The organism is Nocardia implantans (assembly GCF_035544775.1).
In the GTDB taxonomy this organism is placed as follows: domain Bacteria; phylum Actinomycetota; class Actinomycetes; order Mycobacteriales; family Mycobacteriaceae; genus Nocardia; species Nocardia implantans.
Genome location: NZ_JAYKYQ010000001.1, coordinates 569,875 through 584,283 on the forward strand (window position 1 = coordinate 569,875; position 14,409 = coordinate 584,283).

Annotated in this window: 6 protein-coding genes (1 of these 6 only partly in view); 3 read left to right on the plus strand and 3 right to left on the minus strand. The window is 67.5% G+C overall.

Features of this window, described 5'->3' with window-relative positions; translation table 11 throughout:
- From U3653_RS02560 to U3653_RS02570, 3 genes are all read right to left on the minus strand, one after another.
- Positions 1-7,969: the 5' end (the start) of a DUF5005 domain-containing protein gene (locus tag U3653_RS02560; RefSeq protein WP_195079603.1), read on the minus strand. Its footprint begins 17,633 nt before the window's first position; the window shows 7,969 of its 25,602 coding nt (coding positions 1-7,969); the start codon lies at positions 7,967-7,969; the stop codon falls past the left edge of the window.
- Positions 7,969-9,702, minus strand: a complete 1,734-nt coding sequence (locus U3653_RS02565; RefSeq protein ID WP_195079604.1) for a WXG100 family type VII secretion target — start codon at positions 9,700-9,702, stop codon at positions 7,969-7,971. The genes U3653_RS02560 and U3653_RS02565 overlap by 1 nt, the downstream gene beginning before the upstream one ends.
- Before the next feature lie 262 nt (positions 9,703-9,964).
- Positions 9,965-10,288 (minus strand): hypothetical protein, encoded by a 324-nt coding sequence (locus U3653_RS02570; protein WP_195079605.1) that lies wholly within the window; start codon positions 10,286-10,288, stop codon positions 9,965-9,967.
- Between the two features lie 653 nt (positions 10,289-10,941).
- Here U3653_RS02570 and U3653_RS02575 point away from each other — a divergent pair.
- The 3 genes from U3653_RS02575 to U3653_RS02585 are packed head-to-tail and all read left to right on the plus strand — an operon-like array spanning position 10,942 to position 14,404.
- Positions 10,942-11,991: a helix-turn-helix transcriptional regulator gene (locus U3653_RS02575; RefSeq protein WP_195079606.1), complete on the plus strand. Its 1,050-nt coding sequence runs from the start codon at positions 10,942-10,944 to the stop codon at positions 11,989-11,991.
- On the plus strand, positions 11,988-13,424 hold the full coding sequence (locus tag U3653_RS02580; protein ID WP_195079607.1) for a pyridoxal phosphate-dependent aminotransferase: 1,437 nt from the start codon (positions 11,988-11,990) through the stop codon (positions 13,422-13,424). The genes U3653_RS02575 and U3653_RS02580 overlap by 4 nt, the downstream gene beginning before the upstream one ends.
- A complete protein-coding gene (locus U3653_RS02585; RefSeq protein WP_195079608.1) occupies positions 13,421-14,404 on the plus strand; it encodes a Rossmann-fold NAD(P)-binding domain-containing protein in 984 nt (327 codons plus the stop codon). Before U3653_RS02580 ends, U3653_RS02585 begins: the two co-directional genes overlap by 4 nt.
- Positions 14,405-14,409 lie beyond the last annotated feature (5 nt).

Here is a 14,409-nt window from a genome sequence, read left to right on the forward strand (position 1 = left end):
TTTCACCGTCGGATTGCCCGTACCGGTGCGTCATCAGATGGAGTTTGCTCAGGGTGTATATCTTCGCGAAATCCGGGATTTGCACCGATGGTTCACCGTCCGAGCCGGTTATTTCTACGCGCATGATCCGGCGGCCCGGAGTCCCGGTCTTCGCGGCCGTGATTTCCGCACCGTCGGTCAACCCGGTATACATCGCTGCCAGGTCCAAGGTCAGCTTGATGAACGAACGAGCATGGTCGTCGTTGGCCCAGTCGTCCACGAAGGCTCGTACGTCACCCTCCAAGATCTGGCCGGACAACGCATTCCGCTGACTTCTGTGCGGTACGGTCAGGTGAATTTCGGTGGTCTCTTCGGCGTGTCCTTGCGGTGGCTCATGTGGTCTGTACTGCCAGTCGAACTCCGGCTCCGGGGCCGGGGTGAATTGTGCGATGTACGCATCTTGTTGTGACGCGGTCAGTCGTACCGCGGGGCCCCACCCGACGATCTCCCGATCGGCATCGGGCAGCCAGAAACTATCGGTGTTGCCGAGGTGAAGCAAGAAATCGGATCCCCACCGTGGGAACTTCCCGCCGGCACGCCGGAATTCCTGTAGATCAGCGATAAACGTTTGATCTTGGAGATCCAAACGCTCCACGATGCCGTTGATGGGACCGTCTTGGCCGGTGTCCCCACCCCAGATCGAGATGGATTTCGTCGTGAAACCGGCTTCCCTCAGGCGGGCATGTAACGGCATCCCGGATGTTCCGGTAGTTCGCTGCCATATTTCCTGGTCCTCGGTGATGTGATCCATCCCGATCTGGACCGCGATAATCGCATCGGGGTCTTCCGCCACGATCTGGGAAATTGTCTTGGTGATGTGCGACTCGCGAATATCCCGCAACGGCGATCCGTGTTCCGAACCGGGAATCCTGACGTCGAACGGTACGATTTTTATTCCTTGGGCCGACATCGCCCACACGAGACCGAGGTATCCGTCCCGGGCCGGACCGAGTTCGACGCCGGAAAGGTCCATCGGTATACCGGCGTTCACCGCATCGATGGCCGGATGTGGCGGCGCCTCGATGCCGAAGTGCGTGACACCGGCACGGCGCAGCGCTGCAGCCTGCCGCTCGAGGAACACTCGTCCGGATATGTTGCTGTGATCTTCACCGAGCAGGAGGATCTGCGTATCTCGCGTCAGCGCCTGCCAGTCCACCGGTTGCCTCTGCTGCACCGCATGCCCGAGAAGCCTCGACGCCTCGGGAAGATCCGCCAAGAGATCATCGATCGCTACGGGACCCGGTACATCGTCTCCGATCTCATCTCCCTGGTCCGCGAAGGGCAGCGATTCGGCGGATTGCGCGACCGACTCGGCGTCGCCGACCGGGCTATCAGGTTGCGTCCACCCGGGTTGAGCAGGTGGATCGGACGCATGCTCGTCCTCGGCCGCGCCCGGCGTCGGCGGTACGGCATGGCCGTAGGGACGGGCCAGCGGGTCGTTCTCGTCGTGGTGGAAGACGCGGGGGTCGGGGCCGGCTACGCGCCCGAACCGTCGGTTCCGGGCGGGCAGGCCGAACGGATCGACGTCCTGGAAGGAGACTGTCGGGCCTGGGGTCTGTTCGCTGCCACCAGACCGCTTGGGCTGGTCGGGAGCGTCGGCGCGGGAGGTGTTCTCGTCGTTGTTCGCGTCCTGCTCGGCCGCGGCCCGATCGGCGGCCACGGGAAGTGCCGTCCGCAGCCTTTCCATGGCCGCCGCCATGAGCTGCTGAGCCTTGGTCAGTGGGATGCCCAGACGTTCACTCACCTGAGCGAGCGACAATTCCGCGTCATCGAGAAACTGTAGTCGCAGTATTTCCTGTGCGAGATCTCCTTCGGGAAGTTCGGAGAGAGAATCCCATGCCTCCGTCAGTCTCTCGGTAGTGAAGGATAATTCAGCCGGTTCGGAGTCGGTGTCCTGTGCCGGTTCCTGCGCGGGGATCGCGACATCGTATTGATCGCTCTTCGAATCCGCTCGGGTCGGTGCGTCCAGTCGTGTCGGTCGCCCCGCCAGCGCTCGTGCGCTGGTGACTTCGGCCGTTGCTATCCCCAATACTTCCGCTACCTCGGAATCAGCAGGGTATCGCGCGGTTTCGCGGTACTGTTCGTCCCGGTATCTGTCTATCTTGCCGAGCAGGTTGCGGGTATCTCTGTCGGTGATGCCGGGATAGCGGTAGTCATAGAGCGTGTCCAGCATCGCGTGGCGCGCATGGGATGCGGCGAACGAAGCAAAATTCCCGGTGAGTGGAACGAAGTTCGTAACAGCTTGCAGAATGGCGATGTTGGCGATTTGAATGAGATCTTCGCGTTGCTGGTCCGGAATGCGCCAGTAACGTGTCGCTATCGGCGCGACCCAGGCGTAGCGTTCGATGATCCGATTTCGGACCGACTCCTCTTCTGCCGAGCCGACCGGGGTGGCTATCAGCTCCCAAAAAAGGGCCTCGTCGGTTTCGTCGATTGGCTCGACGCCCGGTCGAGCGTAATAGAGCCGCAGGGCCGAGACCAGCGTATCGTTCGGCATCTCCAACGTGTCCCTGAGCTCTCGAAGGAACCGCAGACCCGGTCTGCTCCTGCTCTCCGCGTAGACCAGACCTCGCTTACTCCTGCCGACCCGCTCCGCGAACTGCTCCTGGGTCATTCGCTGATGCAGTCGCAGCGCCTTCATCCACTCGTGCACCGTTCGGTAGTCGGCCGGATCGGGAAAGGTTTCGCCCGCGGGATTCATGCGGTAGCTGTATCCCCACGCTTCGGCCAAATCGTTCCACGGGCCCGCACGATGCAGCACACGGTCATAGGCGGCGAGCATTTCGAGTTCTTCGGAGCGTGCCGTCTCGCCGGCCTCGTGTGAGCGTATCGTTTCCGCCGTGTATCCGAGGATGCGCGCCGCGTCCGCAGGCTGAAGATTATTCAGGCTTCGGAAGATCTTCAGATACTCGCCGAATGACCTGGCGACCCCCGGATTCGGAAAGACCGGTGCTTCTCTGGGCAGGTACGAGAAGGTCTCGGTGATCTCGTCCACGGTAACGCCGTAGGTATATCGCAGCTTCTCCAGCATGGCGGTGATCATTTTCTTCGCGGGTGAGCGTGTGCCCCGCTCCCAGACTTCGACAGTGCTCTTGGACTTTCCGAGCAGCTGAGCCATCTGTGCTTGCGTCAAACCGTTCGACTCGCGAAGGAACCGAATATATTCGCCGATCCGCGCATAACCTTCCGGAAATATCTTCTTCCCCCAGCGCGACAGCAGACCCGGATAGTGCGCGGCCACGTCCGTGTAGATGGTGTGTCCCTCGGGAAGTATTCGGCGCAGCAACGCCCGGACGTGTGCTGTTTCCAGGTCCGTTTCGCCCAGCTCTGCCGCCTGCCACGTGCCCGGCGTCGCGCCGACGAGCTCATCGAGTTCTCCCGGCGACAAACCCGAATATCGGCGAACCGCGGACAGCCATGCCGTGGTGTCGGCACCTTCCGGCCGGGGGATCGGTACTGCCTGTGCCGACGCATCGTTGCTCGCCGGACGTTCGGCAGAGTCGGTAGTGCTCCGTACCTCGGGTGCGGGCACGTTCTCGCTCGCCTCGGCCGAGTGCACCGAGTTCTGCGGTTCGAACGCCTGCCGACGTTGCTCGAGTTCGGTGATGATCGCGTCGACGAATTCACCGAGTGGCAGCATCCGGTCGTTGCGCCCGGTCAGGTCCAGCTGACTCAGTCCACTGCGGAAATCCTGGTCCCAGAAAGGGTAGATATCGAGCTCGACCACAGAGTCGCCGGAACGGTACACAGTAGGCTCGGCCATGACGTTGCGAAGCGACGCGTGCAGCCGCCCGCGGTTGATTCGCGCCCGATGGCGCAATCCGCGGTCGATACCATCTTGTGCGACGTCCGCCGGGATACCGAGATGGTTGAGCGGAGCGAGGGCTCTGGCGATCTTGGGGATATCGCGATACCGCACCGCGATGGCCAGCTGGCCGGGAACGTTCAAGCGCAGGTGGCGGACCGGTTCTATGGCATCGGCCAGCCATTGCGGCAGCTCGTGAGCTTCCCGCACTTCGAAGCTGGAATCCCCGACCGTGACGCGTAGCAGGCGTTCACCGGGATCACCACTTTCCTCCAGCGCTACCCGGACAGAACCGTCGTCGCTGTTCTCCAGTGTGATCATCACATGCTCAGCGAGTTCCAGTCCCGCGTCATCGATCTTGTCGGCAGGCCAGTCGAACAGCTGGTCACTCAACTGATCCCAGGCTTGTGAGCCCGCGCGCATCCGCGCCGCCTCGGCCCTCGGGTCAGGCCCTTGCGCACGCACCACGAACTCGATCGCGGTGGGCTGGTCTCGGGTAGGCGTCGTGTCGACGGCTGACGCGGGAGTCTCCGCAATGCCCGCGGTCTCGGCATTGTCGGGTGATGGTGACGCCGGGTCGTCACCGCGCGGCCCATGCAGCTCGAACCAGGTCGATTTGCCGTTCTCGTGCACCGTGGCCCCGTGGGCGTCCGACAGCATGGCGACGAACTCGCCGCCGCGCCCGCGCTCGGCGTCCCAGTCCGGCATGCCGGTCCGCTCCGGGACGACTTCGCTGTCGTCGGTGACCGTGAATCGGGTTTTGCGGGTGTCGTCGGTATCGGTCGCCGTGGCTATGACCGCGACCTTGCCTTGGGTCCACCGCAGCGAATTCGCCACCACCTCGGAGAGCAGCAGTTCCGCGGTGTCGATCTGGTCTTCGCTGAGCCAGGGCAGCTTCTGTGGCAGCGACCGCACCCATCGCCGGGTTCCGGCGGCACCGCGGACCCGCTCACCTTCCTCGCCGATCGCGCCGATCGCTTCGCTGTCCTCGCGGACGACGAACTCCTCGCGCACCAGGGGTGCTGATGGCTGGGGCCGCTTGCGTGGCTTCGGCCGCGGGACCGGTTTCGGTGTCGGCGTCGGCACCGGGGGCTCCGGCGTCGGCTGTGGGGGCGGAGGCGGGGGCGGTTGTTGTTTGCGGGGGCGCTTGCGCTGTTCCGGTTCCTCTGGATCGGCACCCATTCGGGTGACCAGGCGCTTGGGCTCCGTCTTCTTCGGTGGTGGGGCGGGTAGCAGGGGTGGGACGCCGCCTATGGCCGGAAGGCGGCTGGGGTCCTCGCTGTATTCGAGGGAGTGTGGATTCAGTTGAGGGGCCGCGGGTTTTTGGGGAGCGCCGGGGGCATCGGGGCTCGGTTCGGTCGCGTACCGGCTCGGCATCGTGAGTGAGTCGGGCGTCTTTCCCAGTCCGGCGTCCAAGCCGGTTTCCGGTGCGGCGAGATGGCGATCCGACAGGGGATTGGTGATGTCCGGAGCGCGCGAAGAGGTGGGGCCAGAGGTGTTCTCCGGGTCGTCGGGGTTCTGGAAGGCGCGGCCCAAGTCGACGGAATCGTTGGGCAGGGGTGTCAGGGCGGGTGTGCGCGGTATGACAGGGATGGCGTCGGCGGGTGGTTCGTCCTCCAACGGGTAGGAGACGCCGGGGATGGTTATGTAATCTCCGGACGGCTTCTTCTGGACGTTGTGGTCCCGGGGGTCTTGTTGGACGCTGTAGTCCCTGGGGTCTTTCTGGACGTTGTGTTCGCGGGGGTCGTCCACGACGGTTCCCGGTGGTGTGGGGAACTCCTCCGGATCGGCGGCGGGTTCGTCGTCGGCGTCCGGCTGCGCGGTCGCGGCGGTGGGGGTCGTCGGGGTCGCGGACGAAGTCGGTGTGCTCGCGTGGGCGGCGGGGCTGTGGGCGTCGGGTGCGGCGCCGGCCAGCGGTGCCGTGTGTGGGCCGGTGCTCCGCGAGCCGCTCGGCGGTGTGTGGCCAAGCGGTGGCCTCGGTTCGCCGGTGGGCGAGGCGCCGCTCGTAGTCGTCGGTGCGGCCGATTGCGGCGGGTTCGATGGGGCGACGGGGTTTCGCGGCCCCGGCGTCGCGTGTCCTGTCGCTGCGGGGTCGGTCCGTGGGCTCGGAGAACCCGCGTGTGCGACGGGGTTTGGCGGCTCCGGTGTGGCGGAGAAGGGCCCCGACGGTGCGGGGTCGGCCGTCGGGCTCGGCGCACCAGCCTGTGGGACGGCATCGTGCCCGTCGGTCCCGCTAGTTATGGGTGGCGCATCGGCAACCGATTGCGCGTGCCCGGCGACGTCGTCCGTTCCAGCGGGCGACGGTGTGGTGTCCGCCCCTTGAAGCGGCGCTTCCACCGATGACGCGGTGGCATCCGCACTCGACGGCGGGGTGTTCTGCGCCAGTTCCGCTTCCAGTCTGGCAATCTCCGCGTCGAAATCGATGTGGTGCAGCGGTTGTCCGTCTTGGGTGGTCGCCCCCTCCTCGAGCGTTCCACCGACCGGTCGGGGTCCCGCCGTGTCCTGGGCGGGATTGCCTGCCATCTGCTCCGGCGCGAGCAAGTACATCTCTCCGGCAGGTCCGTGTTCGATCATGAACGGACTCGTGTACGAACTGCTGCCGTCGTCGAAAAGGACTTCGGGGCCGAGCGCGGGAGTGTCCGGTTGGGTGAGGGTCCCATCGGCGATCAGATCGACCCGCTGGTCCGGACGTACCTGAGGATCGCTGATCTGGAACTGACGGCTCGGCATGGGCGTGACCGGACCGCCTTCGGGGTGGGCTGCCACGGCGACCGGAGTGCGCGCGATCGCGGTATCGCGCCACGCGGGCGGTGCGCCGCCGTGCCCGGACGACGACGGCGAAGAGGGCGACGACCCGCCAGAGGGGTGGTCGGGCGCGCTCCCGAATGTCGTTCCGCCGGTGCCGTCCGACAGGGGTCCGGGATCCTCGCCCGCCATGATCCGGGCGATGGCGTCATCGACCATATTGCGGACGATTTCGTCGCCCGCGGCCATCATCTCCGGCGACAGATCGTCGGGCGGGTCCATCGACCCGTCTCCGGACTCGGCGCGCCGCGCCGGCGGCGCGTCCACCTCGCTGGTGGTGGACGTTGGCTCGGGCGCCGCCGTACGAAGCTGCGGCGGCCGGCCATCCCCTGGCGCGGAAATCCTGGCCGGCGGCGCGGCGTCGGGCGGCAGGCTCGAATCGAGGGCGGGCACCGGTTCGCTCAGGTTCGTGTTCGCACCGGCCCGTCCGGCTCGCACGGACGCCCCGACCGACCCGACCAGGCCCGAACCGAACCCGGTCCACACCATGGTCGCCAAGTCCTTGCCGCGCAGTTCACCCCCCGTGAGACCCCAGGCGGTGAGCCCGCCCGCCAGGCCGCCGGCCATACCGCCGACGCCGCCTGCCGCCACGGTGCCGAGCACACGCCCGCCCGCTTTGATCGCGAAGGGCGCGACGCGACGACCGACCTCGACACCGACCAGACCGCCCGCGGCGCCTGCCGCCGCTCCGATCCCGACCTTCTGCCAATCGATCTTCTCTCGGTGGCCTTGGGCCATCTGGACACGTTGCGCCACATAGGGAACGCCGCCGCCGATCGCGGTTCCGAAGAACACGCCCTTGGTGGCCAGCATCAAACGCGGATGTTCGGCGACGAACCGCGCTGCCTTCCCCAGTATCGCCACCACCAGGTCGCGGCGGGCGAGTTCCATCCCCACCCTGGCCTCGGCGCGATCGGAGATCGCCTTGACGATGCTGCCGGGCGGCGGCATCGCCATATCGATGATCACCTGGGCCAGCAGCGCCGCGGCGATGCCGACGATGACGTACTGCTCGTACTCGATGGCCGTGGCGTTGTCGTACAACTGCCGGGCCATGGCGTTGTTGAACTCGATCTGCGCCTGGATCTGGTCGAGGACTTTGCGGTACTGCTTCTGCATCTCCGCGCCGGCCTCGCCCTCGACCGCCTTGTCCAACCGCTCCAACGCCGCCTGCAGCCGATGCCGCACCGGTGCCAGCGCGTTCGCCGCGTCCGACCACGCGTCGCCGTCGCGGCGCATCCCCTCCGGATCTCCCTCCGGAAAGTGCCCCAGCACCATGTCGGTCAGCCAGCCGGGGAAAGAGTCCGGAATCTGCACCATCAGGCGCTCGATTGTCCGCGGGCGTGCTCGATCGCCAATCGGTGCAGCACTTTCGCGGGCCCGCAGGCGCTCTCGCCGCGCAGTTCGACTTCGGTGAAGGCTTCGACCACGGCCGCGCGGGGATCGAAGCGGTCACCGGGGAAGCAGGCGCGGACCAGTTGGGCGCGCCACTCCCGATAACCGCGCACGATCGCAGCCAAAGTTTCGCCGCGGTCCCACGGGCCGCTGATGCGCCGGTACTCCATCAGCAACGATCGTTGCGCCGACTGCCGCACGTGGGCACCGGCCGCCACTTCCAGTATCCGGCCGAGGTCGCGCACGATCGTGGCATACATCGGCTGCTCCGCGGGCCCGGCCACACGTTCGCCCGACCGAACCGCGGCCTCGACCTTTTCCGCGAGCAGTGCCGGATTCCCCACCGCGACCCGGTCGAGCAGGATCCACCCACCGGTGACCGCATCAGCTGTGTCGTCGGACGCGCGACCCGGCGCCACGCGCGAGACCGTGCCTTCCCGCAGGTCGGTGATCTCGATACCGCCCAGCTTTATGAACGGATATTTGCCGAGGATTCCGTCGACGGCCGCGGCGATCTCATCGACCGTACGTCTCGACACGCCGGAGTCTTCGAATCCGGCGATCCGGAGGCCATGGCGTGCGGCCAGCGCGCGTGCGGCGGCCACGGCGTCGGGATCGGTCCGCACGTGGGAGCGTTTCGCCTCCGCCGGCGCGGGTTTCGGCTTGCCCGCCTTGTGGCTCTTGCCCGGCCCGACCGGTTTCCCCGCGTCGGGCCGAGGCTCCTTGCGGCGCGGCGGAAAGACTTGACCCGGTGCTCGACCGCCGTCGTTTCGCGACCAGGGCGTGCCGGGCGCGTTTCGCATCCACGGCGATTCGGTGGGTGGCCTCGTCCATCGGGTCTCCGGCGACCGCTGGACGGCCGCCGGTCCGGACGCGCCGGGTTTGGGTGCCGCCGCGGGCGACGATTCGGTGGCGGTAGGCGTGGCGGTGGCCGGTGACGACGGGGTACGCCCGGTCGGCGCGGCGTCCCGGGCGGTCGGCGTGGCACGGTCCTGGACAGCAGGAGTCGAGCCGGGGTCGGCGGACGGCTGTCCGGACGAGCCGGTATCGCCGGCCGGGCCGTAGTCACCCGGGTTCATCGAGCCGGGCCCGTACGGGTCGCCGGTCGGTTGATAGCCGGGTTCCGCGGTTCCCCGCGCGGCGGTGGGGTCACTCGCCGCAGCGCTGGGGTCGGCGGCCTGAGCGGTGGGCCTGGAGGGGACCGTCGGTTCGTCTGCGGAAGTTGGCGCGGTGGCGGCGGGAGCGGGATTCGGTCTGCCGGCTTCGGGTGTGGAGGGGGCTGGCGACGGCGCCGGATCTCGCGGCTGGTCGTACGGCGCGTTGCCGACCGGGGTGGAGTGGAACGGATCCTGTTTGCGGAGCTGGGAGCCGATGTTCCGGTCCTGGTCCAGCATGACCTCGCCGGTGTCGGCGACGCTGCTGCTCATCCCGTGCAGATTGTGGACCAGGTTCTCGAAGCCGGTGATGCCCTTGTCGGCGGCGGGCTCGTAGCTGTCGCCGAAGGCCCGGCCCGGCTCGTCGTCGCCCCAGCAGTTGCCCTCGGCGGCGAGTCTTTCCTTCAGGCGGGCGAGTTCCTCCTGCGCGGTGTCGGCGATGGCGGCGAGTTCCGGGGTCAGCGCTCGCAGCAGGTCGGTGTCCACCCGCAACGCTTGACCCATGTCCCGGCAAACCCTTCACCTGCGTCGACCACACCGAGAGAAGACATTGTCCCCTCGGAGCGCACCTACCCGGTGTTCTCTGTTCTCAGAATTGGGAACGGTCTTCGGCTGCACCGTGACGCACCGGGTGCCGCGCACCGCACGGCTGCGGGCCCGGCGACCGACGCATGCCGATCGTTGGCCGCCCGTATGCCGGTCGCCTTGGACCGGCGATCGGGATCGTGTGGTGTCGCTGCGCCAACCGGCGACGCCCGTGTCGCGATCAGGCGACCAATGGCGGGCGAGCGCCGCAGGATGCCTCGTTGTCGCGTGCGGTGATGCGGGCATACAGTCGCAGCAGCACCTCACGCAAGGTGACGCCCAGGTCGGTGGCCCGAATGGCGGCGAGTTCGAGTGCGAGGTCGTTGGTGAGCGTGCCGGGATCGCTGAGCATTTCGTCGAGCACCATCCCGCTGACAGCCTGTTCGCGGGTCAGGGGGACCGTGGGCAGCCAGCTGAGTTCCCAGGCCGCGCCGAAGGAAAGCAGCCGTGCGGTTTCCGGGGTGACGTCGCTGGTGATGATCGAATCGGTGATGTCGAGTGCCATGATCCGCTCTCATTCACTCTCGTGCGGGTTGACGCGGAACGGCCGCCGGCGCGGAGGGCGGTGGCCGTGCTCGGCCACGGCCGGTACGCGGTGGCTTCGTCCGTGCCTTGATTACTCGGTGCCCGAATGTTTCGGGAGACCGGCGCGAGCGCGGTGGGCGGGGTGGTCACGCCTGGCGTATCCGAATCGGCTCGCGCGGTGACGAGGTATCCGTATCCGGCACCTCCTAGAGTTGTCGAGCCACCCGGCTCGGCAGGTGGGAAAAACCCTGCGGCGAGCTGGAATTGCGGTGGCTTCGAGAACAAGGCTAGGGAGTGACACCTCATGCTGTCAACGAAGCTTTAGCGCTTCGTGATGATATTTGATGAGCATTCGCGCTTCGCAAAATTCTTTCGGCTCAATGCTTGTCGACGATGGGCTTTGATAACGGCCCTGGACCGCCAGAGGAACCGGTCGAAGCGTGTTGGAAAGCGAATGTGGCAACCTTCGATCGCGCGGCGTCCGGCGAATTGATCCTCCGGCCGCATTGCTTGTTGGCAACGAAATTCGCCGGACGCGATTCATCCGACACCGCTTGCCATTTGATGACTAAAATGTCGCATCGTGATACGCCGTGAGCATGCGTACGCAAGGTGCAGGATGGGAGGCGCGGGATGGTTGACTCGGGCTCGGACGAGCAGGTCGGCAACCTGGTCCGCAGGCTACGACTGGAGCGCGGCTACACCCAGGCGTCGCTCGCCACCAGAGCGGGCTGCTCCCGCAGCCTCATTCAGCAGATCGAGAACGGTAGCCGGATTCCGCCACTCGCGCTGCGCGAACGCCTGAGTCTCGCGCTCGGTTCGGAGCTGCCGACCGACGGCAGCGCCGATCCGGCGACCGATCCGACCAGCAGCGCCTACTACGACCTGCGGATGCGGTTCAACGTCCTGCTCGGCAAGGACCCCGAATTGGTCTCCCGCGCACTGAGCATCGCGCAGAGCCTGATCGACGCCTCCGGAGCGCGGGCGGAGATCGAGCCGCTGCGCCTGATCGCCGACCGGCAGTTGGAACGCGCCGAGGAGATCCTCGCGCAGATTCCCTCGCGCAGCGCCACGGTGTGGGAATGGAACACCGTCACCGACTGGCTGACCATTCTGGAACAGGCCACCACGTCGGTGCGGGCGATCCACACCGCGGATCTGGGCACGATCGGCGGCGACGTCGGCGACGACTATCACGCGGCGATCCTGCGCCTGGCCGACAAGGCCCATCCACCGAAGATCGATGTGCGGCGGATGTATGTGCTGGACGACATCTCGGATGTCTGGCCCTATGACGACAAACTCTGGAAGCAGGCCCGATCGGGCGTGGAAAGCGTGCTGGTCAAGCGCGAGTACGCCCGTAACGCGCAGAGCATGCTCGTGGTCGACGATCGCTACGTCGCGGTGGGCGAGTACGACTACTCCCGCCAGGCCAGGGTGGCGACGCGCTTCTCCGCGCTGAAGCACGATGTCGCGTTCGCGGTCCGGCGTTTCGAGAAACTCTACGACCTCAGGCGCGCCGGTACGGCGATCGTGGTGGACCAGATCGTCGCGCAACCGCCGCTGGCGGAATTCGAACGACTCGCCGAGGGCAACTGCCGCAGCCTGTTCCGCGCCGCGCTCGAGGAGAGATGGAACACCATGCCCGCACCGGGAGACCCTTCAGAAGGCGAGGTTCCGTGACTCAGAGCCAGGTGCTCACCGATCCGCTCGCCGACCTGGCGACGCTGACCAATCGCTCGGAGGCCAGGAAACGTCAAGTGCGCGGCCAGGTTTCCCGGGACGCCTGGTTCGCCGGGACCGGTGGCCGCCGGTACTCGGGCGTCATCGACGCCTACCACGGCGAAACCGGCCTGGCCCCCGACGCGCACGCGATCGCGGCGCTGGACCGGGCCTGGCGCGAAAGCCTGCACATCGCACCCTCGGCGGAGTATCTCGACGGCAGGCTCTACGACAAGCGGCAGCCGCTGATCCTGCGCGAACTCGCGGCCCGCAAGCTGTTCGAGCGCCTGTCGCATCCGGTGGAGGGAGTGCCGGGCGTCCGGGTGCGCCCGGATGAGGTGATCGTCTGCCCGTACTCGAGCACGATGCTGCTCGAGGAGGCGGTGGCCACCCTGGCCAGGCCGGGCGGGGTGATCGTGTGCCCGGAGGGCTTCTACAAGAGCTCCAGCATCCACGTGGAGAAATTCGGCTTGCGCATCGTCTCCTGCCCGGTGGCTCCGGACGACGGGTTCAAGATCGATCCCGCCCGGCTGGCCCGCTGCCTCGCGGACTTGCGCGCGACGGGCGAGCTGTGCGGCGTGCTGCTCACGCTGCCGGGCAACCCCGTTGTCGCGGACTACACGGCGGCCGAGCTGGCCGAACTCGGACAGGTGCTGCTCGACTGCGGTGTTCCGGTCATCTGCGACATGGCCTTCGACCGGCTGGTGGCCTCGCACATCCCGATCGCGGCACTGCATGTGGAGACCAAGCACGGCATCCGGCGGCTGTACGACGTGGTGCTGACCCTCACGGGAAACTCCAAGGCCTACAACGCCTTCGGTCCGTGCAAGATGGGGGCGGCGTGCACCGGCGACAGCGCGTGGCTGGCCCGGATCCGGGAAAGGCTCACCATCTCGTTCCAGCGCGAGACCACCCATCTGGCGCGCGCGATCCTCGAACACACCGCCGACGATTACTTCGACCGCAATCACGCGCTGATGCGCGCGCAGATCGAGCGGGCGTGCGGCCACATCGCCGCGATCAACAGCAGGTTGGGGACCGACGTGCTGCGGCCGCTGGGCAACCCCGAGGGGATGTTCGTCTCGGTGGTGTTCGACCGCGCGCTGCTCGACCAGGCCGGTGTGCGCACGAGCGCGCAAGTGGAGGACATGCTGCTCGCCGTGGCCGGCGTGGACAGCGTCGCGCTGGACCGGACGGGTTCGCTGCGTCCGGGCGTGCGGTTGAACGTCCTCGCTCCGCGCAAAGCGCCCAGGCACGAGTCGCCCGATCTTATCGATGAACTCTTCGACCGGCTGGAGCAATTGATCCATGACATCCTCGGTGGGCTCACCTATCGCGACGCGCTCGCCGATCGCGGCCTGACCGCGCTGGCGGGGCCGGGTGCCGCGCGGTGATCGTCGGAGTGCCGCGCGAGACCGCGCCACGGGAGACGCGCGTTGCGCTCACCCCGGAGGGGGTGCGCACGCTGTCGGCGGCAGGCCTGCGCGTCCTCGTGCAGGAAGGCGCGGGGCGAGGCGCGGGTTTCCCGGACGAGGAGTACAGCGCGTCGGGTGCGGTCGTCGTCGAGGATCGCGCGGCGGTGTTCGAACGCGCCGGCATCGTCGTCTGGGTGAAACCGCCTGCCTTCGAACTCCACTCGATGCGGCTGCGGCCGGGGACCACGCTGCTCGGCTTCCAGGACCCGCTCCACCGTCGCGACGAGATCGACCGGTTGCGCCGTCGCGGCGTCGAGTCGGTGGCGTTCGACGCGGTGCCACGCGACGACTCGACCACCGAGTTCGACGCGCTGTCCACGATGAGCCGGATCGCGGGCGCGGTGGGTTACGCCGAAGGCAGGCGACTGCTCGCTCCGGCGCGGCGCACCCGCCCGGTCCGTGCCCTGGTGCTGGGGTGCGGGGCCGCCGGACTCGCCGCCATCGGGGCCGCGCGCACGTTCGGCGACGAGCGGCCGACGGCGGTCGGCAACCGCCCCGCACAGCGGACCGCCGCGGTCGAGGCGGGTGCGGGGGAGTTCCTGCCGAATCGGGACGACAACGCGGCGCTGCTGGACGCGCTCACCACGACGCCGCCCGACCTGGTCGTCTGCACGGCCGTGCACCGCGGCTCTCCGGCGCCTCGCCTGCTCGGGCGGGCGGCGCTGGACCTGCTCGGCTCAGGGACAGTGATCGTCGACCTGGTGGCCAAGGCGGGCGGCAACTGCGTCGCGACCGTGCCGGACCGGACGGTCACCCTGCCCAACGGCGTGGTCGTCACGCATCGCTCCAACTATCCAGCGGTCCGTCCGGCCGCGGCCAGCCGCGCGTACGGCGCGGCGGCGGCCGCCATGGTGCTGCGAATAGCCGAGCAGCGACGGAAGTCCCTTGACGCGGGATGAGAACG

Excerpts from the sequence above, each read along its gene's own strand:
- U3653_RS02575 (WP_195079606.1), top strand. The coding sequence starts at position 10,942 with ATGGTTGACTCGGGCTCGGACGAGCAGGTCGGCAACCTGGTCCGCAGG.
- U3653_RS02565 (WP_195079604.1), bottom strand. The coding sequence starts at position 9,702 with ATGGGTCAAGCGTTGCGGGTGGACACCGACCTGCTGCGAGCGCTGACC.
- U3653_RS02570 (WP_195079605.1), bottom strand. The coding sequence starts at position 10,288 with ATGGCACTCGACATCACCGATTCGATCATCACCAGCGACGTCACCCCG.